This window comes from Clostridium pasteurianum BC1 (genome assembly GCF_000389635.1).
Lineage (GTDB): Bacteria > Bacillota > Clostridia > Clostridiales > Clostridiaceae > Clostridium_I > Clostridium_I pasteurianum_A.
Genome location: NC_021182.1, coordinates 1,059,990 through 1,085,045 on the forward strand (window position 1 = coordinate 1,059,990; position 25,056 = coordinate 1,085,045).

Sequence of the window (25,056 nt, forward strand, 5' to 3'; positions counted from 1 at the left end):
AGGATATACAGTAGGTATATTTCATCAATTTAGGTTTTTTTATTTTGTATTAGCAATTGCTAATTTATATAAATTTAGAATATTGGTTATGTCAGGAAATTTAACAAGCATAAAGTTAAATTTATACAAGGTTGATGAGTAAAGCCTATGAAAAAGTTACTGCTATTTTTTTAGTAAAAACAATAATATCTGACATAGAAAAAATTAAATTATTGAGGAGGGTTAAATAATGGATTATAGCAAAATAGCTAAAGAGATTTTAAAGTATTTAGGTGGTGAAAGTAACGTATTAAGTGCAGCACATTGTGCAACAAGGCTGAGAGTTGTTTTAAAAAATGACAAAAGGGCAGATGTAAAAAAAATTGAAAAAATTGATGTAGTTAAAGGGGTATTTAACAGTTCAGGTCAGCTGCAGATTATAATTGGACAGGGAACAGTAAATAAGGTTTATGATGCATTTATAGAAGGAACCTCTATTCAACAGGCCAGTTTAAGTGATGCTAAAAAAGCCGCAATGAAAAACATGAATATCTTCGCAAAATTTGCAAGAATGTTATCAAACATATTTATTCCTATTATACCTGCCATAGTTGCCAGTGGTCTTTTGATGGGACTATTGGGTATGTTTCAGACCTTTCACTGGGTAAATGACAAAAGTGGAATATATATATTGCTAAATATGTTTTCAAATGCAGCTTTTGTATTTTTGCCTGTTTTAATTGCCTTCAGTGCTGCTAGGGAATTTGGCACTAATCCATTTCTTGCAGCAGCACTAGGCGGGATAATGATACATCCGGATCTTCAAAATGCCTGGACAGTTGGAGAGGGAATTAAAACCACTATTTCTGTGTTTGGACTTCACGTGGGCATGGTAGGTTATCAGGGAACTGTTCTTCCAATATTAATTGCTGTCTGGATAATGAGTCATATAGAAAAAAATTTAAGAAAAATTATTCCAGATGTACTAGATATTTTGCTTACCCCTTTCTTAACATTGATGATTAGTGCATTTTTTTCACTATTAGTAATAGGACCAGCAGGAAGATTGCTTGGAGATGGAATTTCCTTTGGCCTTCAGGGTTTGTATAATACAGCAGGTGTATTTGCCGGAATATTATTTGGCGGTTGTTATTCATTAATTGTTATTACCGGGATACATCACAGTTTTCATGCTATAGAAGCAGGATTACTTGCAAATCCACAGATTCATAAAAATTTTCTACTGCCAATTTGGTCAATGGCCAATGTAGCTCAAGGTGGAGCTGCTCTTGCTGTTTACTTTAAGACAAAAAATAAGAAGATAAAAGCAATTGCTTCTCCTGCCTCTTTATCAGCCTTGCTTGGAATAACTGAACCAGCAATCTTTGGAGTTAATTTAAGGTTTGTGAGACCTTTTATAGCAGCGGCTATAGGAGGTGCCATAGGAGGAGGTTATATTGTATTAACTAAAGTTGCAATGACTGGTATTGGTGTAACAGGTATACCAGGAACCGCAATTGTACAGCAGGGTTCTATAATTCACTATTTAATAGGTTTGGTTTTAGCTTTTGGAGGTGCATTTATCATTACATTTATTATTGGTATAAAAGAAGAAGCTGAGGATATAGAAGAAGTTGAAGATATTGAAAGTGATGAACAGGTTGAAGAATTAGATGATACAGAAATTCATGAAACAGATGCAAATATTCTTTCTAATTTAGCATCACCAAGCAATGGAAAAGCAATGTCACTTAAAAATGTGCCAGATAAAACTTTTTCTGAAGAACTATTGGGAAAAGGTATAGCAGTGGATCCGGAAGATGGGGTGGTAGTTTCACCGGTTGATGGAAATGTAACACTTGTGTTTGATACAAAACATGCTATTGCCATCAAAACAAGTGATGGAATTGAAGTGCTTATTCATATAGGTATTGATACTGTGAAAATGAACGGGGAAGGTTTTAATACATTTGTTAAAACTGGTGATGCTATTAAGAAAGGACAGAAATTAGTTGAATTTGATCTGAACTTAGTAAAAAAGGAAGCTGAATCTCCAATAATTATGGTTATTGTTACAAATTCAGATTCAATGAAGTTTGTTAAATCATTAAAATATGGTAAAGTAAAACAAGGTGATGAATTAGTGCGAATTGGATTAGATTAGACTAGAAAAAAGAGGATACAATCCTCTTTTTTAATATTGAATAGGCATAACAGTTAAATGAACTAAAAATAATTAAATTTTGATGGTGATAATAATGAATAATAATGAAGAGCTAATGAAATTAGCATATAGAGCAATTGCAAATGGAGAAGAAAAAGTTAATAGTGATTACTATAGGCTAAAATACCACTTAATGCCACCAGTAGGTTTTATGAATGATCCAAATGGATTTATTTATATAGATGGTGAGTATCATCTTTTTTATCAATTTAATCCTTTTTTCCCTGAAGGCAAAAAAGTATACTGGGGCCATATAAAGAGTACTGATTTGGTTAATTGGCAGCAGCTGCCTATAGCACTTTGTCCCAGTGAATGGTATGAAACTCATGGCTGCTATTCCGGCAGTGCCGTTAACTGTAATGGCATATTTACTGTAATGTATACTGGAAATGTTAAAGATGCTTCTAATAATAGAGAAACCTATCAGTGTATTGCACGGACTGAAGATGGTTTGAATTTTAATAAGCATAAAAATAATCCTGTCATATATAATCAACCAGATGGATATACAAGACATTTTAGAGACCCTAAGGTTTGGAAACATGACGGATTATGGTATATGGTAATAGGAACTCAAACTGTAGAAGAACAGGGTGCTGCATTATTGTATAGTTCACAGGATTTATTTAAATGGAAGATGATAGGTGAAGTTGCAGGAGCAAATATAGATGAATTGAATTTTTTAGGATACATGTGGGAATGTCCTAATTTATTAAATGTAGAGGGTAAGGATATATTGATTTTTTGTCCTCAGGGAGTTAAGAGGAAAGAGGATTTATATAATAACAGGCATCAATGTGGATATTTAATGGGAACTCTTGATTATAAAAGGGGAAAATTAAATTATGGAAGCTTTATGGAATTGGATAGAGGCTTTGAATTCTATGCTCCGCAAGTTACTGAAGATAGTAGAGGAAGACAGCTTTTAATAGGATGGATGGGATTGCCCGATGAAGAGGAAAGTCCTACAGTTAAAAATGGTTGGCTGCATTGTCTCACAATTGTAAGAGAACTTGGTATAAAAAATGATAAAATCATTCAAAAGCCAGTATCGGAAATGAAGCTTTTAAGAAAAAATGAGATAAAGTATAAAAATGTTGGAATAAAAAGTGATAAAGTTAAATTTCATAATATAAATGGTGATAGCTGCGAATTATTGTGTGATTTTTCATGGAATACTGTTTCAGAACTTGGAATAAAACTTAGATGTAATAAAGATTGCAGTGAAGAGACACTTATTTATTATGATGCGAAAAGTGAAAAATTAGTTTTAGATAGAGATAAAAGTGGATTAAGCTTAAAGGGAGTTAGAAAATGTAAGGTCAAAAATCATGGTAGTTTAAAGCTGCATATATTTATGGATACATCTTCTATTGAGGTTTTTGTAAATGGTGGAGAAGAAGTTTTTACAGCAAGAATATATCCACATAGAGACAGCAGAAATATCATTTTCTACTCAAAAGATGGCGATGTGAAGCTGGATGTCCAGTACTGGGAACTGTGATTAATTTTACAAGAAAATGTATATTTATCAAACTTAAAGAAGGATGTTTTAGAAGAAAAAATATATGAATGAAAAGCAATAACTGGATTAACAGGAGGGAATGAAATGAATAAGAAACCTATTATAGGTATATCGGGAAGTTTTAAATTGATCAAGGCGGAATGTTTCCAGGCTATAAAAGGGCTTATGTAAATGATGATTATGTAAGGTCTGTGGCTATGGCAGGGGGTATACCTTATATAATTCCCATTGTAAATGATGAGGAACTAGCTAAAGAACAAATGTCAAATGCAGATGCGTTAATTTTGTCCGGTGGTTATGATGTGAATCCATTAATTTATGGTGAAGAGCCAAAGCAAAAATTGGGGGCTATATTACCAGAGAGAGATGAATTTGATATATGGCTGTTAAAGGAGGCCTGTAAAATGAATAAACCTGTACTTGGGATATGCAGGGGAATTCAGCTTATGAATGCAGCCTTTGGAGGAACTATAAATCAGGATCTATCCTATGATGAAAATTGTTATATAAAGCATTTTCAAGAAAGCAGTCCTTCTACTGCGGGGCATACGGTGGAAATTGTGGAGGGAAGCAGATTGAACTCTATACTGGGCTCAAAAGTAACTACAAATAGTTTTCATCATCAAAGCTTGAATAGAGTGGCAGAAGGTTTTAAAATTGCAGCTAGGACAAAGGATGGTACTATTGAAGCCATAGAAAAGGAGGAAGAAAATTTTGTCATGGGAATTCAGTGGCATCCTGAAATGATGAGCAGCAGTTCTCCTGAAATGCTTAATATATTTAAAGAATTAATAAAAAATGTAAAGAAGGGTTAAATTAGCAGCCCTAGGGTAGCAGCAAAAAATCACTATGGGATTCATATGAATCCCATAGTGATTTTTTATTGGAAATTACCCCGAGGGTACTACCAAATGGACGTTGTCAATTAAACTATAAGGCCTTCAGAAAGAGCCTCATTGAGAGTTTTGCCTTCCTCCATTGCCAGAATAAGCTTAGCACCTTCCTTGGTATCGCCTATTAGATAACCACCTGCAAATACATCCTTTTTAAAGAATAGGGTTTTGATTTTTTCACTGTTATCATCTGCAACTTCCACTTTTTTGCCATCCTTTGGTGAAATCTCTCCAAGAGACAGTACGGAGGTATTTAATGCATTGAATATTACAGAAGAAACAAAGTCTTCAAATTTAACATCATCTCCAACAGCATTGGCACCAGCAGCTTTACCCATTTCTACTGCTGCATTCCAGTTACCATAAACTAAGCTGTTAAATTCGGCAACATCACCAGCGGCATATATATCCTTTTTATTTGTTTCCATTTTTTCATTTACCAAGATACCTCTATTAACAGTAATACCGGCATTTTCAGCAATTTCTTTGTTTGAAACTATTCCAACGGAGAAGAGAACTAAATCTGCATCTATAATTTTACCGCTTTTTAATTCTACACCAGTGACTTTTTCATTACCGTGTATTTTAATTGCACATTCGTCAAGCACTATATCTATACCTGATTTATCTGCAATTTGTTTAAATACTTTACCACCAGCTTCATCTAATTGTTTAGGTAAAAGTCTTGATATGCACTCTATAACGGATACTTTTATACCGTGCTTTTTCATTTCCCAAGCAGCTTCAAGTCCTAAAAGACCTCCACCTACTACTACTGCATTCTTTATTTTAGATAAATTATCTTTTATTTCAGAAGCATCATCTAAAGATTTTAGTGTGTAAACACCTTTCTTATCAATACCTTCTATGGATGGTGGAATAAAGTTTCTGCTTCCATTTGCCAGTATCAGCTTATCATAGGACTTTTCAGTATTATCCTGTAGAATTACCTTTTTTTCCTCTGATTTTATTTCTTTTATTGTTGTACCTAGAGTAAGTACTACATTATTTTCAGTATACCAGATCTCTGGCGCAACGTAGAGCTTATTATCCGGAAGATTTTCACTTAGATAATCTGAAAGTTCTGGTCTATAATAAGTTCTATATTTTTCCGAAGATACTATCTCAATATCAGCAGCTTTATTTCTATTTCTTATAGCTTCAGCAGCATAGAAGCCAGCAGCACCATTTCCTATTATAAGAAATTTTTCTTTTTTATCTGAAGCGAAGGTTACATCTTCCTGTTTTACCTCTATAAACTGATCTTCTCCAGCACCACATACAGGGCAGACTTTAGGAGGTTTATCTCCTTCAAATACTACTCCGCATACAAGGCATTTCCATTTCTTTGTGTTAGCCTTTTTTTTATTTTTCACACCCTTATTGAGATGCTCCTTTACTTTTTCTCCAAAGCTTTCACCAAGTTTATAGGCAGAAATAAAGTCTTCCTCAGAAGGTTTAAAGTTTACTTTTAGCCCTGGAGTGAGAACATCAAATCTCAATTCCTTAAGTCTTCTCTCTATATTTGGAACAGCTTCTCCACTCCAACCATAGGAACCAAAGGCAGCGGCAACTTTTCCGCCGTGAATTATTGGATTTAATATATTGAGAAGATCTAAAATTGGCTTAAGTGCGTCACTGTTAATGGTAGGTGAACCAAACAATACACCGGTGGCATCAGTTATTTTATCTATTACATCCTCCTGTTTATTGTATATTACATCTAGTAATTCCACATTAAAATCACCTGTGGACTGTATTCCTTCACTTATCTTTTCAGCTAAAGCTTTTGTATATCCGTAAGCAGAAACGTAGCTGATTACAATGTTTTTAGGATTTAATGTGTTTTCAGAAGCCCATTTTTTGTAGAGATCTATAACTTCCTTATGGTGTTTTCTTAAAATTGGTCCATGACCTGTGCAGATTGTATCGATAGGGAGATCTTTTATTTTTTCATAGGCTCTTAAAACATAAGGTTTAAAAGGCCCCATAATGCCATCAAAATAATACTTTAATGCCTCAAGATAATCATCATAATTTTCTATTTTATCATCAAACATTTCTTCAAAGCAGTAATGACATCCAAAGGAATCACAAGTCACTAAAAACTTATCCTCAGGTATATAAGTATATATGGAATCAGGCCAATGAAGCATAGGAGCTGAAATAAATTTAAGAGTTTTTCCACCTAAATCTAAGCTAGAACCATCTTTTACTTCAATATAATCAAAGTCATGATTTACAATGCCTTTTAAGAATTTTATGGCAGTAGAAGAACCAACTACCTTTGCATTCTTCGATATATCAAGGAGTTTTGCTACAGAGCCTGCATGATCCGGTTCTGTGTGGTCAACTATAATGTAGTCTATGCTTGTTATGTCAATATTTAAGGATTCTAATCTTTCAAGATATTCATCAAAAAACTTCTCTTTAACGGTTTCAAAGACAGCTGTTTTGTTTTTGCCTTTAACTATATAAGAATTATAGGTTGTTCCGAAAGGTGTATACATTATGATATCAAATATTCTAAGACCTGGATCTAGGGCACCTACCCAATAAATATCTTTCTTTACTTCTAGGGCTTTCATTATAATCACTCCTCATTTATAATATGTACTATTAACAAATAATAATTATTAAGTATTATTTTAATACATTATAATGATAATTGCAACACATTTAAGTAGTTTTTACTTCAAAATTACTTTATATTCATATAAACAGAGTTCTTGGCATCAGGTGGAGTCTTTGGTTATAACCTCTGATACTTAGAACTCGTTGTCCTTTAGGATAAGTCGTTATCCAGGGACGTAGCCACTCTTTATTCACACTTTACGAAAAGCGATGGGAGTATTAGAGTGGATAGCCATGGGATAAAAGTTTTAATATAAAGGAACCTGTTTCCTTGTATGATTCAAAATATACGTCGCATCTTTGACTTACTATTTATTTTCATATGTCTAACTATATGACATATGAATATGAAAAATATTATGTATGACAATATTTTATCAAAGAATAACATAGATAGTAAGTCATTAATGGATATATTTTGAAAAATATATAACTATATCTATGAAAATAAAAAAATAGACATGAAAACATTTCATATTGAAATATTCTCATGTCTATTTTAACCTAATGTGTGAAATTTTCCAATCCTCTATAGGTAAGAGATAGATATTACATTACGTAAAATATTCGATGTTCATGCAGATCACTATGGTACAGTATCTTCAGTGAAAAGGGATTTCAAGCCCGTGGAGAGTATAGATTAGGAACTCTTGAAAGCAGAAAACTCTTATTTCTTTAAGTTGGGTAGTTTACTCTTCATATATGAACAATTGCTGTAGACAAAAATTATTAAAGGCTTCTACGTCATTAGAGTGTTCCGGATTGTCAGTTTCTATAGATATAACCAAATCGTTTTCATTATCTTCAGAAGGACTCATGTGCATTTCTATATTAGAAGTTTTGGCATCAACTTCAGAAAAGTTATGATTGACAATTATTTTTACACCTAAATTATCGCTATCGTAACCATATAGATAATACTCAGATCTTTTGGTTATAATATAAAAATTATCGTTTATTTTATGAAGCACATTCATAATTCCCTGGATGACATGGTTTTCATCGGATTTGTCGATAATACCTACTAATTTTCTCGTACGTTGATTTACTTTTTCAAATTGATCTTGAATTGGTTTTATAAATAGTCTTTTCACTTTAACACACCTTCCTTTAATATAAAATATATTACAAACAAGTAAAATATATTATTAAAATGTTTACATTATAGTATTTCTACATATAAGTCTATATTCCTCCTAGAAGTAAGTAAAAATTAAAAATTTTTATATGCTTTTTTAGATTTTTATGTAAAGTACCTTTACATGTTTAGAATTTAATTTATAAACAAAATAGTATTGTTACTTAAGAGTATTACTCCATTTATTATAGATAGACTTTCTCTACAGTAAATTTATATTTTCCTAAATTGTTAATTAAACAGGTAATTAAATATTCATTTATTAATTAAATGTTTTTATTTTAATTATTTACTAATAAAAAAGCAAAATGGTAATACTGTTTAATTTAATCATATTGTTGACAATGTTAAATTTCTATTATAAAATTCAAATAAATGTAAACAAATAGGAATGATAGGAAACAATTTTGTAATAATTTCTTTAAAAACTATTTGTTTTGATGTAATACTAATTAATATATATATTGAGAGGGGTAATTAAATGAAAAGGAAAACTATTAGTGTAATTATAGCAGCTATTAGCGTGATGCTGCTTTTGGGTGCTTGCGGAAATTCTTCAGCATCAAAGCAGCCAGCTAAAGAAACAAAATTATCAAATACTACGGACAAATATATTACTGCTAAGGATGCAAGTAAAAGTCCAGTAAAAGATCGTCCAGATACCTTTATTGCTACAATACATTCACCAGGTGGAGTCTTCCTGCCTTATTTCTATGATAATGGATGGGATGGTAATGCTGTAGGACCTATTTTTTCATCTTTGGTAGCTGTTAATGAAAAAGGAAAGACAACTCCCGATTTAGCTGAAAGCTGGAATATATCTTCGGATAACTTAACCTATACCTATCATTTGAGAAAAAACTTAAAATTTAGTGATGGTTCACCAATAACTGCAGATGATGTTGCCTTCACTCTAACTCTTTTAGATGATCCCGCATATTCAGGATATGTGGATATTTCACAGTCGTATATAAAGGGTGCAGATGCATATAAAAATGGAAGTGCAGCTTCTATAGAGGGAATTAAAGTTATTGATCCATTGACAATTCAAATTACTACTGAAAAAATAAATCCTTTAAATTTGACCGTATTAGGAGGACAAGTATTATCAAAGGCCTATTATGGTAAAGAATACCAGAGAGGTAAACTTGATTACTTAAAGGCACTGTATGGAACACCAGTAGGTTCTGGACCTTATAAACTTGACAAATATGTACCAGGACAAGAAGTAAGGTATGTGGCTAATGAAAATTATTATGGTGGAAAACCTAATATTGAACATCTTATTTTTAAGGTTTCATCTACTACCACAGCACTTCAGACTTTTCAAACTGGCGAAATTGACTTAGATTCATTTGCTACTGATAAAGATACTATAGAACAATTACAGAGTTTGGGCTTTGCCAATATAAGAATACGTACAGTTCCTGATTATGGACTAATATACATGAATAGCAAGAAGTCATATTTGAAAGATAAAGCTGTAAGGCAAGCACTTATATATGGACTTGATCGTCAAAAAATTGTTGATGCTATGTATAGCGGCTATGGTGAAGTTGCAAATGTTATAGGAGCACCTACCTTATGGTCTTATACAGAGGATGGCATAAATAAGTATAAATTCGATCAGACTAAGGCTAAAAAATTATTGGATGATGCTGGTTGGAAAGTAGGTTCAGATGGTATTCGTGAAAAAGACGGTCAAAAGCTTAAACTTTCATATTTAACCAGTAAGAATACAGATAAGAATATACCAATAGCAAAAGAAAACTATAAGGCGCTTGGCATAGATTTTGAACCTGAAGTAATGGATTCTAATACTTTGATTGGAAAGTTAACTAAAGGTGACTATGATTTAGTTGGAGGCTTCCGCTCAAATGGTCTAGTGGATCCAAATGATGCAGTAGCAGAATTTGCGTCTGGTCAGTCAGCTAATGTAAATGTTTCTGGATACTCTAATCCTAAGGTAGATGAACTTATTAAAGAGGGAATCAGCACTTTAGATGAAAGTAAGAGAAAAGTAACTTACAAGAAGCTTTACCAAGAACTAAGCAATGACCCTCCTGTTATATTAATAGATTATAGAAAAGGAATATCAGCTTGGAACAGTAGAATACAGGGCTTAGAGAATAATGATTTTGCTGGAGTTGATTCAACTAACCTTTCAAAATTAAAAATTAAAAAATAAAAAAATTAGTTTAATAAAAAGGGCCGTTTCTAATGCATAATGCAATGCATTTTGAAACAGCCCTTTTTAGGAGGGTGTATATGAAAAAGTATGTTTTAAATAGATTTTTGCAGATGATTCCAACACTTATTGGAGTCTCTGTTATAATTTTTTATCTATTTGCCCTGATGCCAGGGGATTACATTGACGGAAACCGAAAAATAACTCCTCAAAGAGCTCATGAACTGAGAGTGTTATACGGACTTGATAAGCCCATAATACATAGATATTTTATCTGGCTTAATAATGCCATACATGGTAATTTTGGATTTTCTTTAAAATATTTGCAATCAGTTACTTCTTTAATAAATCAATTTATATGGAATTCCTTTATAATTGCCATTGCCACATTGATTTTTACCTGGTCTATTGCTCTGGTAATAGGAATATTTTCAGCTACAAAACAGCACTCTTTTTTCGACAGAATAGTAACTCTAGGAGTTTTTGCCTCACTATCTGTTCCATCATTTTTCATAGGACTACTTATGATTAAAATATTTGGAGTGGATCTGAAGCTTTTGCCAGTTGGCTCCATGATTGAAACGGGTAGCAATTATACAGGTATTACCTATGTATTAGATGTAATTAGGCATATGATTTTACCTGTGGGAGTGCTTACTTTTTTAAGTGTGGGATCTCTTACCAGATATTTTAGAAGCGGTATGCTGGATGTGCTTAGATTGGATTTTATAAGAACGGCCAGAGCTAAAGGTTTAAAGGAAAGGACAGTTATATTTAGACATGCGTTAAAAAATGCTATGCTTCCTGCTATAACTCTTCTGGCATTTGAAATTCCAGGACTTTTTTCTGGAGCTATTATAACAGAACAGATTTTTAACTGGCCTGGTATTGGAAGAATTCAACTGGATGCTCTTAGTGCTAGAGATTATCCGGTGCTAATGACATTGACTATGCTTCTTTCTTTTCTAACTATTTTTGGGAATTTTCTAGCTGATATTTTATATGCAGTGGCGGATCCAAGAATTCGACTAAAGTGAACTCGTTTCAGCAGGCTGAAGCATCGGTAAATCAGGTGGGGAGTCTACCCCACCTGATTGGAAAGTACCACCTTCGCTTCGCTTAGAGGTGGAGGTCTGAACCTTTCAGTCAGGAAAAGATAAAAAGGAGGAGCAGTAATAATGGCGTTAATTAAAAGAAATACAGAAAGTGGAACAAAAAAGAAATCTAAATCTTTATGGCAGCAGGCATTACATAGATTATTAAAAAATAAACTTACTGTTGTCAGCATAGGTTTTATTATATTTATAATTTTATTTAGCTTTGTAGGACCTCTATTCTCACCTTATGGATCAAATGATATTGATACTACCATAATGAAAGAGGCACCGAGTCTTGCACATATTCTGGGTACAGATGAATATGGAAGGGATGTACTTACAAGACTTATGCTGGCAGGAAGAATTTCCATTACCGTTGGAATAGCATCTATGATACTTTCACTAATACTTGGAACAATACTTGGCGCAGTTTCAGGTTTCTATGGTGGAATAGTGGATAATATAATCATGCGTATTGCAGATATATTGATGTCCATACCCGGTCTGCCATTACTAATTATTATTGCAGCTCTATTATCTGAATTTAAGGTGCCAAATGATTACAGAATTTATATTGTAATGTTTATGCTGAGTTTTGTTGGATGGCCTGGACTTGCAAGACTTATTAGAGGTCAGGTGCTTTCTCTTCGTGAGCAGCCTTATATGAAAGCAGCTGATGTACTTGGATTAAGTGATAAAAGGAAAATATTAAATCATCTAATTCCAAATACCTTTCCACTTTTAATTGTTGTGGCTACTTTGAGTACTGCTAACGGAATATTAAGTGAATCCACTTTAAGCTTTTTAGGACTGGGGGTTATTCCACCAACACCATCCTGGGGAAATATGATAAATGCAGCAAATAATTTATTAGATTTTCAAAAACGTGGATGGCTGTGGATTCCACCGGGAGTTGCAATATTCTTAACTGTGGTAGCCATTAATTTATTAGGTGATGCATTAAGAGATGCATTAGATCCTAAGATGAAAGGCAGGTAGACTTATGGAGGAAACATTAATTGAAGTTAATAATTTGAAAACCTATTTTTATACAGAAGAAGAGGTAAGTAAAGCAGTAGATGATGTAAGCTTTTCAATTAAAGAAGGACAAGTGCTTTCCATAGTAGGTGAATCAGGCTGTGGTAAAAGTGTTACATCACTTTCTATTATGAGATTAATAAATGATCCCGGTAAAATTGTAGGGGGAGAAATAATTTATAAAGGAAAAAATATTCTAGACATGAATACAAAAGAAATTACTAATCTCAGAGGAAATGAAATAGCCATGATATTTCAGGAGCCAATGTCTTCGCTGAATCCAGTTATTACAATAGGTGAACAGATTATGGAAGGAATATTAGAACATACCCTATTGAGTAAACGAGAAGCTTACGATAAAGCAATAGAACTTATTAAGAAGGTTGGACTTCCAAGGCAGGAGCAAATAATGAAAGCCTATCCTCATGAACTTAGTGGAGGAATGCTTCAAAGAGTTATGATTGCCATAGCCTTAAGCTGCGAACCGAAGCTTTTAATAGCAGATGAACCAACTACGGCATTGGACGTAACCATACAGGCACAAATTCTTGATATACTTCGAGAAATAAAAGAGGAATTTCATATGTCCATTTTATTTATAACTCATGATTTGGGAGTTGTAGCTGAAATGGCTGACCATGTCATTGTAATGTATGCAGGTAAAATTATAGAAGAGGCACCTGTAATAGAGCTATTTAAAAATCCTAAACATCCTTATACAAAAGGACTTTTACAGTCGAAGCCAATTATAGGGCAGCGTAAAGAACGTCTTTATTCAATAAAGGGACATGTGCCAGATCTATCTCAGCTTAAGGAATCCTGTTATTTTAATGACCGCTGTGAACACTGCATGGACATATGTAAGAAAAAAATGCCCTCATATATTATAGATAATAATCATAAAATTGCATGTTGGCTATATGAGGAGGGAAATTTACATGAGTGAGGTATTGCTGGAAGTGAAGGATTTAAAAAAGTATTTTCCAATTAAAGGCGGATTGTTCGGAGGAACTACTGGATATGTGAAGGCTGTAGATGGAGTGAGCTTTAAGATTAATAAGGGAGAAACCTTTGGACTGGTAGGGGAATCTGGAAGTGGCAAAACGACAATAGGGCAAACTATCCTAAGAATGCATGAAAAAACTTCTGGTGAAGTTATATTCGATAATATAGATATTAATAATATAAGTAAAAAAGAGCTGAAAAGTTTAAGACCCAGGATGCAGTATATATTTCAGGATCCCTATAGCTCCCTCAATCCTAGAATAAGAATAGGTGATGCTATAGCGGAGCCACTTTTGGAACATAAACTTGCATCTAAGGAAGAAGTCCATGAAAAAGTGGAGAAAATTTTAGAAATGTGTGGATTAGCTGCCCATTACTATGACAGATTTCCTCATGAATTTTCCGGGGGACAAAGGCAACGTATTGTAATAGCCAGGGCCATGGCTTTAAATCCAGAATTTATTGTTGCAGATGAACCTGTTTCTGCACTTGATGTATCAATACAAGCCCAAATTATAAATTTATTTATTGATTTACAGGAAAAACGTAATTTATCATATCTTTTCATATCTCATGATTTAAGTGTGGTGGAACATTTGTGCTCAAAGATAGCCATAATGTATCTTGGAACAATTGTAGAATTAGCGGAAAGGGATGAGTTGTTTTCAAATCCGCTTCATCCTTATACAAAGGCTCTTTTGTCGGCAGTTCCGATTCCAGATCCTACACTGAAAAGGAAGAGGATAATTCTTAAAGGAGATATTCCAAGTCCGGAAAATCCTCCCTCAGGATGCAGATTTCACACAAGGTGTCCTTATGCAATGGATATTTGCAGCAAAGAAATTCCAGAGTTTAAAAAACTGGGAGATAAGCATGAAGTTGCTTGTCATTTGATTTCACGATGATTTCTATATAAACTTTATTTTAAATTGATTAATTGGCATATATAGTAACTTTTAAAATCTTAAAAGTTACTTAGAAGCAATTTTTAAGATTTCATTGATAAAATATTCTATGAAGTTTGCTTACCGATAGTTTATCCGATGACTAGCCGCTGTAACACTCCACCTTCTCAAGGTGGAGATAACACCGGCACGTCCCTGGATAATTTATCTAAACTCAGTGGGAATACAAACTCCCACTGAGTAAGATTCATTGATAGATTTCATAAAAAATTGTAGAACATAAAACCTATGATAGAATTCATATTCCATCATAGGTTTTATGTTTTATACTGCAGATAAATTATTTTCCTTATGTTTTGATAAATCAGTTTCTTTTCTTCTTTTTTCATCACTAAAGAAAGCAAAGAATATTCCAGGTATCAATATGAAAAATCCATATCTAAAGCTAGAACTGAAGGCAGCTACCGTATGATCTGTAAATTTAGTCTGTATATTTGTAAAAAGTGTTTTTGTTTCCTTCTTTTGAGCCTCAAAACCTTGCTGTATTTTATCTTGCATAGCAGGGGGAGAGGCTTGTAAAGTCTCCTTTTCTTTAGCATCAATTTGTTTTAATATATCATTTATATTTGGTTTACTGCTAGATCTAGATGAACTGCTTGAATTAAGTGAAGTTATCATAGCTGTTTTAGCATCAGCATTAAAAATTGTATCAGCTTTAACTATATTAATGGCATCAGTTTTAGCTGTTGACATTTCACTAGTCATGCTGGAATTAAATAAGGTTACAAGTACCGCTACGCCAAGTACTGTACCGAGAGTTCTTGTCATATTGTTTACACCTGAGGTCATACCAACCTTGTCTTTTGGCACATTTTTTATCATAGAGCCCATCATGGAGGACATAGAAAGCCCCATACCAATACCACCTACAACAAGTCTCCATATTATGTCTAAATCTGTTGAATACTGAGTAAGAGTACTGAAAAGATAGCAGGATAGGGAAAGAAGAGCCATACCTGCAACGCTGAACCATCTTCCACCAAATTTCTGCATAAAACGTCCGGATAGAGCTGAACTTACCATAGAACCTGCTGCCATGGTTGATATAATGAGACCTGCGTAAAGTTGATCTAACCCTTTAACCTGAGTTAGGAAGAAAGCTAAGAAAAATGCACCAGACATCATGCCAAGACCCAGCAAAAACAGGGCAACTGCTCCACAGGAAAAAGATTTTATTTTGAAAAGGCTAAATGGAAGCATTGGACTTTTTACTTTTAATTCTGATACTATAAACAGTATAAAGGATACTATAAATATGGCAAATAATGAAATTATGAAGCTTGAAGTCCATCCTTTATCATTAGCTTCTATAAGTGCAAGAGTTAATGAAAATACGGCAGTAGAAAGTGTAAATATGCCTAAAAGATCAATACTTCTATCAGCAGAGGTATCATAGGATTCCTTAATGTATTTTATTGTTAAAATGATTGAAATAATTCCAATAGGTATATTTATAAAGAATATAAATCTCCAGCTGAAAAATTGAGTAAGTATACCTCCAAGAGAAGGACCACTAGCAGCAGCAAGACCTGCAAAAGCTCCCCATAATCCAACTACCATTCCATGCTTTTCAGGAGGAAATATGTTAACTGCTAGGGGCACAGTAACTGGTACTACAAAAGCAGCAGATAAACCCTGTATTACTCTGAATACAATTAGCATTTCTGGAGAAGCGGATAGACCTGATAGTAAGGAAGATATAGTAAAGGCTATTACACCCATAATAAATAATTTTTTTCTTCCAAATTGGTCTGCAAGTCTTGAAGCTGTTATTATCATTACAGCAAAGGCAATGTTATAGCCATTTATTACCCAGGATATATTTTGTACTGTGGTATTAAAGTATTCTGTCATTTTAGGCAGAGTTATATTAACTATGGTTGTGTCTAAAAGTGCCATAAAAAAACCTAATATTATGGCAATAAAGGCAATGGCAGTATTGGAATTAGATTTTTTGTTCATTTTAAATCTCCTCGTATTTTTCATTTTATTTAACATAATTGTTATTATTATTTTCATGTTAGATTTTAAAGGTAATCCTTGTAAGCAGTGTTCAGCATATTTATCCGATGACTAATCTCTGTAACACTCCACCTTCTAAAGCTGGAGATAACAGTGACACGTCCCTGGATAATTCATCTAAACTTGGCGGGAGTACAACAAACTCCCACCAAGTAAGATTCATTGATGAATTACCTGCTAAATGGAATCCTTGTTATTAACAAAATAAATAATGTCAATATTTTTCTAATAGTTTTGAAGACCATTTATCTAAAAGTTTATATAGATCTTCATAAAGGCCTATGATATCCTCCGCAGTACTATTTTCATTTTTCAAGTCTTTATGTTCTTTTTTATGAGCGCCATTCATGTATTCATTTTTTGCTTTTAATGTATTATTGAACTTTTTTAGCAAAGTATGTCTTTCATCAACGCTAACATTATTTAAGTTTGCAATAAAGCCGCTGAAGTCAAAATATACATTGGAAATATTGGTTGAAGACTCATCCATAAGTTTATGAAAGTATTCATTACCTTTTTTATTTATAGAATATACAATCTTTTCTGGCATTTCACCTTCTTTAATAGTCTTTGAATTGAGATATCCACTTTCGCAAAGCTTAATAATCTTCTTATAAATAGAAGCATTACTTATTTTGATCCAATGAGTCAAGTCCCAGGTTTCGAACTCTTTAACCATTTCATAAGCACTTTTTTCACCACGAAATAAGTATCCTAGAATTATTAAATCAATTGATGATACCAAGGCTACACCTCCTTTATAGGCTACACTACTATATAGTATAGTAGTGTAGCCTATATTTGTCAATGGGAAATAATGAACAATAAAGCTAACTGAAAAGTATTAATCAATGAATCTTACTTCATTTTGTATTTGTTTGGTTTTTCCCATATAGTGATAGAGTGTTATAGGGAGGAGTCATTGGATAAACTTTTATTTTAAGATAATAGTATGAATTGTTGAACATTTAAATTTTTATCACATAGTATATAATGATATGTTTTATAGGAGAAGTGATTTAATTGTATAATATAAAACCCGAGACTTTTAACCTAAAATCAGTTAATGGAATTTCAACTAAACAACTAGACGAACATTACAAATTATATGTAGGGTATGTAAATACATTAAATAAAATTTGGAATACACCTTATGTACCTGAGAATTACACTGATAGTAATGCAACCTATTCAAATATGCGTAGTTTGAAGCTGGGAGAAACATATTCCTTAGATGGTGTAAAACTTCATCAGCTTTATTTTGAAAATATGACAGGAGGAAATAATACTCCTTTCGGTCCTGTACTTAATGCTATAATAGACCAGTTTTCTTTCTATGATAAATTTATATCTTATCTCACAAATGTAGGGTTGTCTATGAGAGGTTGGGCAGTTCTTTCTATTGATTCCATAGATAATAAATTTCACATAATAGGCAGTGATTTACATGATACTGGTGCTGTATGGCTTTCTTATCCACTATTAGTTATGGATCTTTATGAGCATGCATATTTTATGGATTTTGGAACGGATAAGAAAAAGTATATAGCTACATTTATAAAGAATATTAATTGGGGAGTTTTAAATAATAGATTAGCCAATTATGTTTCCTTGATACATGTTAAAAATATGAAACGGTATCCTTTTTAGTTTTACGTATAAAATCTATTTTTTACAGCATACTAAGCTATGTAATACACAAATGAAAGGGGATTTATATTATGAGCGCACCTAAAATGGAAGTCAAATGCGGTGTTGATAGCTGCAATTACTGGAAAAACAATGTCTGTAATGCAAGTGCTTTGGAGGTTAATCCAATGAGCGGTAAAAATGATCCACATACTAGTGATGATACTTGTTGTACAACATTTAAACCAGGTAAATAAATTTATATGGAAGTTAAGTAAATTTATTCTGCACAAAAAGCCTGAAGTTAGCTGCTAATACTAACTTCAGGCTTTTTTTATTAAATGGAGAAAATTGAAAAATGCCTAAATGTATTTCATCTAAAAAAATATTTGAATTGTTTAAAATACAGGCTCTAAAACCTCATTTCCAGCCACATAACGAACCTTTATATTTCTGTCATCACCAGTATAGATGAATTTTTGAAGCCTTTCTTCTAAGGATAAAGGTTTTACTATTGGAAGAGTACTGTCATCAATTACTAAAGCATCAAATTCATAATCCTTCTCAAAGCTGCCAACTTTTCCAAAGAATTTTCCACCGCCTTTTGTAGCAAGATAAAATAACTCAGAGGTAGTTAAACTCTTTTCAGATCTTCTCTTAATAGCATAATTTAAATTTGATACTTGAGCCGCAGATACTATGGTGTTAAGCATAGATAAACTATGACCACCGGAAATATCACTGCCAAGACCTACAGGGATACCCCTATCTATAAGTCCTCTTATGGGAGCCATGCCACTGGATAGATTACTATTGGAATTAGGACAGTGTACTGCAAAAACTTGTCTTTTAGCCATTAAATCAATTTCATCTTGATCTAATAATACACAGTGTGCCATGCAGGTAGGTAGTTGTCCTAAAAGTCCTGCTTCATCATATACTCTGGCATAATTTTTACTATTAGGGTGAAGCTGCTTTACAAAGGAAATTTCATCTTTATTCTCACATAAATGAGATTGTACCTTAGCATTGTACTTTACTGCCAGTTTTCCAAGACCATTCATTAATTTAGTAGTACAGGTGGGAACAAACCTGGGAGTTATTATTGGCTTAACTAAATCGTATTTATCTGAGTATTCTATGAGAATTTCCTCCGTATCCTTTAAAGACTGTTCAGTAGTTTCTACCAAGAAATCTGGTGAATTTCTGTCCATATTAACTTTACCTACATAGGCTGAAAGTCCTGACTGATTAAACATATCCATAAGCATTTTAGAGGCTTCCTTATGAAGAGTTGCGAAGATTACAGAACGGGTGGTGCCAAGCTTCCATAGTTCCTTTATAAGATAAGAATATACTCTTTTAGCATAAGCTAAATCAGAATACTTTTTTTCTTCTGGAAAAGTGTAGGTTTCCAGCCATGGCATTAATTCCTTATCAAGTCCAAGCCCCAGATTTGCAAATTGAGGAGCGTGAAGATGTAAATCTACAAAACCAGGTATTATAAGTGAAGTTCCATAATCCTTTACTAATATATCCTTATATATTGTAGGAAGTTTTTCATATATTCCTTTAACATATTTATCTTCTATTATAATATAACTGTTTTTAAATATATTGTATTTACCAAAACTAGGAGTAAATATAATATTACCTTTAACAGCATAAATATTGTTCATAACTATTCCTTCTTTCTGAAATACACACTATTATATTCCTTGTGTTTGTACATTTGTTAGTATATGGGATTATGTACTACTCCATACTTTAAATTATTCTTAGTTCAAGAATACAATAACTGTTGACTACCAAAATAAATACTGCCCAATTATAGCTTTTAGAAAATATTTTGTCAATGAAGTGCTAAGTATTTTAAAATATTCAGGTATTTTTAGTGGACATTGGAAATAGATTTTTAAACATTTTAACGATGATCTTGAAAACTATAATTACCATCTTCTATCAATTAAAAAAATAAATGTAATGTAATATTTGATTTTACACTTGACGTTAATACCAATATGGAATAAAATACAATTAATGAGAGAAAATATTGGTTAAGGAGGGTGTAAACATGAAATCATTAAAACTAAATTTATTAAATGAAAATGTAAAAATCAATGATATGTTCCCTTCTATGGCTATGAATAAATTAATGAGTACTATGTGCTCTGCATGCTGTATGATTATGTCATGCTTATGCTGCTGTATGATGAATAATGTGAACATGATGTGCAGTTGCTTATGTAAAATGATGAATAAAAAATTTCAATATGTTAAATATAGAACTACAGTAATATTTATGAAATATTTTATGAATACTGCTGTAGTTTTTTGTTATTAAAATAAAAGTGTATTAACACTGCTGACCAGAAAACTGGAGGCAGGTGGCTGACTAGATAAACTAGAGGCACAACTTACTGGACAAACCAGAGGTACAGCTTACTGGAGAAACTAGAGGCAAAGTTTATTCAATAAACCAGAAATGTGAGTTAACTAGTAAACTAGAGACAAGCTATTATTTAAATTTTTAAAATTTTAGGAGGGTATAAAAATGGAAACAAAAATGATGGGTAAAGGTATGAATATGATGATGAATAAAGGAATGATGATGAATAACGGTATGGGTATGATGGATATGCCAATGCCACAAATGAACATGATGATGATTCCACGTATGGAAATGAAAATGGAAAAATGTAAAAATGGAATAAAAATGATGTGCATGTCAAAAGATGAAACAGCAGTTGCAATGATGCAGAATCTTTGCTCAATGTTAAGCGGCGGAATGACTAGTATGTGTATGATGATGAACGGAATGAAAATGATGGAATGCAACATGATGATGGGAATGTGCAAATGCGAAATGACTATGGACGGAATGTGTATGACTTGGACTAGCGGAGATGAAATGATGTGTTCTATGATTCAAAAATGTTGTGATTGTATGATGAGCATGATGGAATGCGGTTGTACTGCTATGATGTGCATGAACAATACTCCAGTTTGCTGCTGCTAGTTTCTGGTTTACAATAAACATAATTATAATGCAAAACACTTATAAATCGGTAGGCTATGTATACTTTATTCCATTTTGGAAAAAAGTATGTAACTAAAAAATCTGTGTAGATTTTTTAAATTTTAGGAGGGTATAAAAATGGAAACAAAAATGATGGGTAAAGGTATGAATATGATGATGAATAAAGGAATGATGATGAACAATGGTATGGGTATGATGGATATGCCAATGCCACAAATGAACATGATGATGATTCCACGTATGGAAATGAAAATGGAAAAATGTAAAAATGGAATGAAAATGATGTGCATGTCAAAAGATGAAACAGCAGTTGCAATGATGCAGAATCTTTGCTCAATGTTAAGCGGCGGAATGACTAGTATGTGTATGATGATGAACGGAATGAAAATGATGGAATGCAACATGATGATGGGAATGTGCAAATGCGAAATGACTATGGACGGAATGTGCATGACTTGGACTAGTGGAGATGAAATGATGTGTTCTATGATTCAACGATGTTGTGAATGTATGATGAGCATGATGGAATGTGGATGTACTGCTATGATGTGCATGAACAATACTCCAGTTTGCTGCTGCTAGTTTCTGGTTTACAATAGGCATAATTATAATTGAAAATATTCAAATTGTAGATTTGTATAAAATAAAACATAGTTAGTTATAAAAAATCTGTGTAACGTCTATTTTAGTAATAGGGGTTACACAGATTTTTTACGTTCTTAACTATTCTAATAATTATTCTTTAGTGTATATATAGCAGGGATTAATGATAAAATTAGTCTAATTCCATATGATTGAATATGCAGTAGTATTTCAAAGGGTGATTTTCTGCTTAAAATTCCAAAGGGAAGAAATAAAATTACAGCATCAGAAAATAATTTTATAGCATTTTTAACGATTTGATAATTATAATATTTATTTTTTAAGATAATGATATATAATAGCAGTATATGTAAGTGTAAATTAGGAATTGTACATTTTTGATAAAAAGATTCATTGGTAGAAAGGAGATGTTAAACTTATGCTTATTACTTGTGAGAGTATTTTAAAATTACCTTATTTTGAGAAAATGAGATTAGTAGCTGGAAAGGGCGGAATTAATAAAGTTATAAGGTGGATTCACGTGGTGGAAAGTCCTCAGGTGTCGGAATGGGTAAAAGGGGGAGAATTACTTTTTATAACAGGGGTAGTTATAAAAAATGATGTAAACATTTTGTTGAAATTCGTAAATGACTTAATAGACAGAAATCTTTCAGGACTTGTTATAAATACGGGACCTTACATAAAAGAAACGCCTAGAGAAGTAAAAGAATTGGCTGATAAATTTGACTTTCCCATATTTGAATTGCCTTTTGAAGTTAAATTAATAGATGTAACTCAAAGTATATCAAGAGCAATTTTTATGAATAAGGTAGAACATGAATCCATGCATAGTTTCATGAAAGAAATTATTATGGGGGATTCACTTTTTACGGACGAAATTTTAAATAGGGCTTCTAACTATGGGTATAATTCAAATAAGATTTACTGTGCATTGGTTGTAGATATAGATAATTTTAAAAATTTTATTAAAGAAAAAAAGATAAATGAGGAAGATACTATTATAGAAATTAAACAAAATATAGAACAAATTGTATTGTCTGTTATGAACAAATGGAATAGAAAGGTACTTTATGTAATACAGGGTGATTCCATTATTTTAATGATGCCTATAAGGGAAGTAAGAGATAAATATGATGGAACTGCAGCTATTGGACAGGATATTATAAAAAGTGTTCAGGAAAAATTGAAAAATTTAACTGTAAGCATAGGAATAGGCAATAAATGGAGTGAATTGAGGGATTTCAGGAAGAGTGTTAATCAAGCACAAAAGGCATTAAAAATTATAAAAATATGTGGAGAGAAAAGTAGTTTAAAAGAGTACAAAAAACTTGGCATATATAGAATATTCTTTGATGGAAATAGACAAAGTGAAATGAAAGAAATTTACTATGAAACCTTAGGTAAATTAATTGATTACGATTTAAAAAATGAAACAAATCTGGTGAAAACATTGGAAGCTTACCTATCCGAAGGTGCTAATCTTGGAAAAACGGCTGAAAAGCTTTTTATTCATAGAAATACTATGAAGTACAGAATGAGCAGAATGGAAGAAATTTTACAATGCAATCTTAGAGATATAAATACCCTATTTGATTTCAATGAGGCTTTAAAGATCGGAAAATTTTTGAAATATATTTAGATAGCTAAAAATAATAGATACCAATAAACAAATGAAGTCATATATATTTGTACATCATGGACATATAAAAACCAATTGAAATATGATAAATTACTTACATAATAATTATTAATTTATCAAATTTATTAAAAATAATTTGACAAAATGGCAATAAATTCAGTTGGGAGGCACAATGATGATAAGTTCAGTTTTTCAATCACCAGGTAAAATAATATATGGACAAGGTACAGTAAAACAAATAGGTGAAGAAACTAAAAAATATGGCAAAAAGGTAATGATTGTCACGGGGAAGAGTTCATCTAAAAAAACTGGAGCATTGGACAAAGTTATAGATAGTTTAAAAGTGGAAAATCTTCAATATATAATTTTTGACAAAGTTGAATCTCATCCCAGCGTAGATACAGTAGAGCTTGGAACTTCAATTGCCAAAGAGGAAGAGATCGATGTAATTGTAGCTTTAGGAGGAGGAAGCCCTCTTGATGCAGCAAAGGGAATAAGCATTATGCTCACTAACAGTGGAAGTATTGTGGATTATGAGAAAAAGCAGCCAGAAGTTCATGGAGTACCGGTTATAGCAGTTCCAACTACAGCAGGAACAGGAAGTGAAGTGAGTAAGTTTATAGTTATAACTGATACAAGACGAAAGGTTAAAATGTTAATAGGTGGAGAGGCACTGATACCTAAAGCTGCAATTTTAGATGGAGAATTGACATTAATGGTGCCGCCAGATGTTACCGCTGCTACAGGTATGGATGCATTGACACATGCTATAGAAGCTTACATATCAAAAAAGGCTCAGCCAGCTACTAGTGTGCAGGCACTTTCGGCTATAAAGCTTATAAGTGAAAATCTAGCAAAGGCCGTACAAAATGGAGAAAACATGGATGCAAGGAACAACATGCTTTTTGCACAAATGCAGGCAGGACTTGCTTTTAGCAATGCTTCAGTGGCATTAGTACATGCCATGTCGAGACCTCTTGGTGCATATTTTGGAGTGCCACATGGACTTGCAAATGCCATACTTCTTCCAAGGGTTATGGAATATAACAGAGCAGCTTGCCCTGAAAAGTTTAGAGATATTGCAAAAACCATGGGGGAGAACACTGCGGGATTATCCTTAAGAGAAGCAAGTAATCTTGCTGTAAAGGCAGTAAAGGAATTATATGCAGAAACTGGGCTTCCAGTAAAACTAAGAGATGTAGGAGTTAAGGAAGAGATGATAGAAACTCTTGCCAAGGATGCCATTAAAAGTGGAAGTGCGTTAGTTAATCCGAGAAAATCTAGCTTAGAAGATCTTATAGATATTTATAAGAGTATTTACTAGGGCATGTTAAGGAGCAATCAAGGATTAGATAGAAATAAAGTTTTTAAACAGGATATACAAGATGATCACAGTGCTAAAAAGTAATCAATGAGTAAATAGTTAGTTTTTTATTT

21 protein-coding genes are annotated in these 25,056 nt (G+C 32.6%); 15 read left to right on the forward strand and 6 right to left on the reverse strand.

The window, feature by feature from the left end; translation table 11 throughout:
• Positions 1 to 229 precede the first annotated feature (229 nt).
• The 3 genes from CLOPA_RS04880 to CLOPA_RS04890 all read left to right on the forward strand — a co-directional run bounded on the left by CLOPA_RS04880 (position 230) and on the right by CLOPA_RS04890 (position 4,543).
• Complete coding sequence (locus CLOPA_RS04880) at positions 230 to 2,143, forward strand: sucrose-specific PTS transporter subunit IIBC (protein ID WP_015614361.1); 1,914 nt, start codon at positions 230 to 232, stop codon at positions 2,141 to 2,143.
• Between the two features lie 94 nt (positions 2,144 to 2,237).
• Entirely contained in the window at positions 2,238 to 3,707 is a 1,470-nt protein-coding gene (locus CLOPA_RS04885; RefSeq protein WP_015614362.1) for a glycoside hydrolase family 32 protein, read from the forward strand.
• Between the two features lie 161 nt (positions 3,708 to 3,868).
• Entirely contained in the window at positions 3,869 to 4,543 is a 675-nt protein-coding gene (locus tag CLOPA_RS04890) for a gamma-glutamyl-gamma-aminobutyrate hydrolase family protein (RefSeq protein WP_347460035.1), read from the forward strand.
• A 110-nt stretch (positions 4,544 to 4,653) separates the two neighbouring features.
• Here the strand turns inward: CLOPA_RS04890 and CLOPA_RS04895 are convergent, their stop codons facing one another.
• Positions 4,654 to 7,209 (reverse strand): FAD-dependent oxidoreductase, encoded by a 2,556-nt coding sequence (locus CLOPA_RS04895; protein WP_015614363.1) that lies wholly within the window; start codon positions 7,207 to 7,209, stop codon positions 4,654 to 4,656.
• 735 nt (positions 7,210 to 7,944) lie between these two features.
• Positions 7,945 to 8,349: a hypothetical protein gene (locus tag CLOPA_RS04900; protein ID WP_015614364.1), complete on the reverse strand. Its 405-nt coding sequence runs from the start codon at positions 8,347 to 8,349 to the stop codon at positions 7,945 to 7,947.
• A 525-nt stretch (positions 8,350 to 8,874) separates the two neighbouring features.
• On the opposite strand from CLOPA_RS04900, the gene CLOPA_RS04905 reads away from it, so the two are divergent.
• From CLOPA_RS04905 to CLOPA_RS04925, 5 genes are all read left to right on the forward strand, one after another.
• A complete protein-coding gene (locus tag CLOPA_RS04905; protein WP_015614365.1) occupies positions 8,875 to 10,581 on the forward strand; it encodes an ABC transporter substrate-binding protein in 1,707 nt (568 codons plus the stop codon).
• An 80-nt stretch (positions 10,582 to 10,661) separates the two neighbouring features.
• The gene (locus tag CLOPA_RS04910) at positions 10,662 to 11,618 is read left to right on the forward strand and encodes an ABC transporter permease (protein ID WP_041710801.1); all 957 of its coding nucleotides are present in this window, start codon (positions 10,662 to 10,664) and stop codon (positions 11,616 to 11,618) included.
• Between the two features lie 141 nt (positions 11,619 to 11,759).
• Positions 11,760 to 12,677: an oligopeptide ABC transporter permease gene (gene opp4C / locus CLOPA_RS04915; protein ID WP_015614367.1), complete on the forward strand. Its 918-nt coding sequence runs from the start codon at positions 11,760 to 11,762 to the stop codon at positions 12,675 to 12,677.
• Between the two features lie 4 nt (positions 12,678 to 12,681).
• Positions 12,682 to 13,662, forward strand: a complete 981-nt coding sequence (locus CLOPA_RS04920; protein WP_015614368.1) for an ABC transporter ATP-binding protein — start codon at positions 12,682 to 12,684, stop codon at positions 13,660 to 13,662.
• Complete coding sequence (locus CLOPA_RS04925; RefSeq protein ID WP_015614369.1) at positions 13,655 to 14,626, forward strand: ABC transporter ATP-binding protein; 972 nt, start codon at positions 13,655 to 13,657, stop codon at positions 14,624 to 14,626. The genes CLOPA_RS04920 and CLOPA_RS04925 overlap by 8 nt, the downstream gene beginning before the upstream one ends.
• Positions 14,627 to 14,950: 324 nt before the next feature.
• Here CLOPA_RS04925 and CLOPA_RS04930 read toward each other — a convergent pair whose 3' ends face one another.
• From CLOPA_RS04930 to CLOPA_RS04935, 3 genes are all read right to left on the reverse strand, one after another.
• Complete coding sequence (locus tag CLOPA_RS04930; protein ID WP_015614370.1) at positions 14,951 to 16,648, reverse strand: MFS transporter; 1,698 nt, start codon at positions 16,646 to 16,648, stop codon at positions 14,951 to 14,953.
• A 100-nt stretch (positions 16,649 to 16,748) separates the two neighbouring features.
• A complete protein-coding gene (locus CLOPA_RS26410; RefSeq protein ID WP_015614371.1) occupies positions 16,749 to 16,871 on the reverse strand; it encodes a hypothetical protein in 123 nt (40 codons plus the stop codon).
• A 51-nt stretch (positions 16,872 to 16,922) separates the two neighbouring features.
• Positions 16,923 to 17,453, reverse strand: a complete 531-nt coding sequence (locus CLOPA_RS04935) for a PadR family transcriptional regulator (RefSeq protein WP_015614372.1) — start codon at positions 17,451 to 17,453, stop codon at positions 16,923 to 16,925.
• A gap of 278 nt (positions 17,454 to 17,731) precedes the next feature.
• Here CLOPA_RS04935 and CLOPA_RS04940 point away from each other — a divergent pair, with 278 nt between their 5' ends.
• Both CLOPA_RS04940 and CLOPA_RS24155 read left to right on the forward strand, forming a co-directional pair.
• A complete protein-coding gene (locus tag CLOPA_RS04940) occupies positions 17,732 to 18,358 on the forward strand; it encodes a superoxide dismutase (RefSeq protein ID WP_015614373.1) in 627 nt (208 codons plus the stop codon).
• A 71-nt stretch (positions 18,359 to 18,429) separates the two neighbouring features.
• Positions 18,430 to 18,594 carry a DUF1540 domain-containing protein gene (locus CLOPA_RS24155; protein WP_015614374.1) on the forward strand — a complete coding sequence of 55 codons (165 nt, stop codon included), beginning with the start codon at positions 18,430 to 18,432 and terminating at the stop codon, positions 18,592 to 18,594.
• Positions 18,595 to 18,735: 141 nt separating this feature from the next.
• On the opposite strand, the gene guaD is transcribed toward CLOPA_RS24155, so the two are convergent.
• Positions 18,736 to 20,016, reverse strand: coding sequence for a guanine deaminase (gene guaD, locus CLOPA_RS04945; protein WP_015614375.1), 1,281 nt, complete (start codon positions 20,014 to 20,016; stop codon positions 18,736 to 18,738).
• 395 nt (positions 20,017 to 20,411) lie between these two features.
• Between guaD and CLOPA_RS04950 the strand changes: the two genes are divergently transcribed.
• The 5 genes from CLOPA_RS04950 (at position 20,412) to CLOPA_RS04970 (ending at position 24,943) form a co-directional block, all read left to right on the forward strand.
• Positions 20,412 to 20,681, forward strand: a complete 270-nt coding sequence (locus CLOPA_RS04950; RefSeq protein ID WP_015614376.1) for a hypothetical protein — start codon at positions 20,412 to 20,414, stop codon at positions 20,679 to 20,681.
• 210 nt (positions 20,682 to 20,891) lie between these two features.
• Entirely contained in the window at positions 20,892 to 21,356 is a 465-nt protein-coding gene (locus tag CLOPA_RS04955; protein WP_015614377.1) for a hypothetical protein, read from the forward strand.
• Positions 21,357 to 21,494: 138 nt separating this feature from the next.
• Positions 21,495 to 21,959: a hypothetical protein gene (locus tag CLOPA_RS04960; protein WP_015614378.1), complete on the forward strand. Its 465-nt coding sequence runs from the start codon at positions 21,495 to 21,497 to the stop codon at positions 21,957 to 21,959.
• Positions 21,960 to 22,398: 439 nt separating this feature from the next.
• Positions 22,399 to 23,619 (forward strand): PucR family transcriptional regulator, encoded by a 1,221-nt coding sequence (locus CLOPA_RS04965; RefSeq protein ID WP_015614379.1) that lies wholly within the window; start codon positions 22,399 to 22,401, stop codon positions 23,617 to 23,619.
• A gap of 175 nt (positions 23,620 to 23,794) precedes the next feature.
• On the forward strand, positions 23,795 to 24,943 hold the full coding sequence (locus CLOPA_RS04970) for an iron-containing alcohol dehydrogenase (RefSeq protein WP_015614380.1): 1,149 nt from the start codon (positions 23,795 to 23,797) through the stop codon (positions 24,941 to 24,943).
• Positions 24,944 to 25,056: the final 113 nt, after the last annotated feature.

Coding starts and splice junctions, on each gene's coding strand:
- CLOPA_RS04965 (WP_015614379.1), top strand. CDS start 22,399: ATGCTTATTACTTGTGAGAGTATTTTAAAATTACCTTATTTTGAGAAA.
- CLOPA_RS24155 (WP_015614374.1), top strand. CDS start 18,430: ATGAGCGCACCTAAAATGGAAGTCAAATGCGGTGTTGATAGCTGCAAT.
- CLOPA_RS04920 (WP_015614368.1), top strand. CDS start 12,682: ATGGAGGAAACATTAATTGAAGTTAATAATTTGAAAACCTATTTTTAT.
- CLOPA_RS04950 (WP_015614376.1), top strand. CDS start 20,412: ATGAAATCATTAAAACTAAATTTATTAAATGAAAATGTAAAAATCAAT.
- CLOPA_RS04930 (WP_015614370.1), bottom strand. CDS start 16,648: ATGAACAAAAAATCTAATTCCAATACTGCCATTGCCTTTATTGCCATA.
- CLOPA_RS04905 (WP_015614365.1), top strand. CDS start 8,875: ATGAAAAGGAAAACTATTAGTGTAATTATAGCAGCTATTAGCGTGATG.
- CLOPA_RS04955 (WP_015614377.1), top strand. CDS start 20,892: ATGGAAACAAAAATGATGGGTAAAGGTATGAATATGATGATGAATAAA.
- CLOPA_RS04960 (WP_015614378.1), top strand. CDS start 21,495: ATGGAAACAAAAATGATGGGTAAAGGTATGAATATGATGATGAATAAA.
- opp4C (WP_015614367.1), top strand. CDS start 11,760: ATGGCGTTAATTAAAAGAAATACAGAAAGTGGAACAAAAAAGAAATCT.
- guaD (WP_015614375.1), bottom strand. CDS start 20,016: ATGAACAATATTTATGCTGTTAAAGGTAATATTATATTTACTCCTAGT.
- CLOPA_RS04885 (WP_015614362.1), top strand. CDS start 2,238: ATGAATAATAATGAAGAGCTAATGAAATTAGCATATAGAGCAATTGCA.
- CLOPA_RS04890 (WP_347460035.1), top strand. CDS start 3,869: ATGTTTCCAGGCTATAAAAGGGCTTATGTAAATGATGATTATGTAAGG.
- CLOPA_RS04895 (WP_015614363.1), bottom strand. CDS start 7,209: ATGAAAGCCCTAGAAGTAAAGAAAGATATTTATTGGGTAGGTGCCCTA.
- CLOPA_RS04880 (WP_015614361.1), top strand. CDS start 230: ATGGATTATAGCAAAATAGCTAAAGAGATTTTAAAGTATTTAGGTGGT.
- CLOPA_RS04910 (WP_041710801.1), top strand. CDS start 10,662: ATGAAAAAGTATGTTTTAAATAGATTTTTGCAGATGATTCCAACACTT.
- CLOPA_RS04925 (WP_015614369.1), top strand. CDS start 13,655: ATGAGTGAGGTATTGCTGGAAGTGAAGGATTTAAAAAAGTATTTTCCA.
- CLOPA_RS04970 (WP_015614380.1), top strand. CDS start 23,795: ATGATAAGTTCAGTTTTTCAATCACCAGGTAAAATAATATATGGACAA.
- CLOPA_RS26410 (WP_015614371.1), bottom strand. CDS start 16,871: ATGAATCTTACTTGGTGGGAGTTTGTTGTACTCCCGCCAAGTTTAGAT.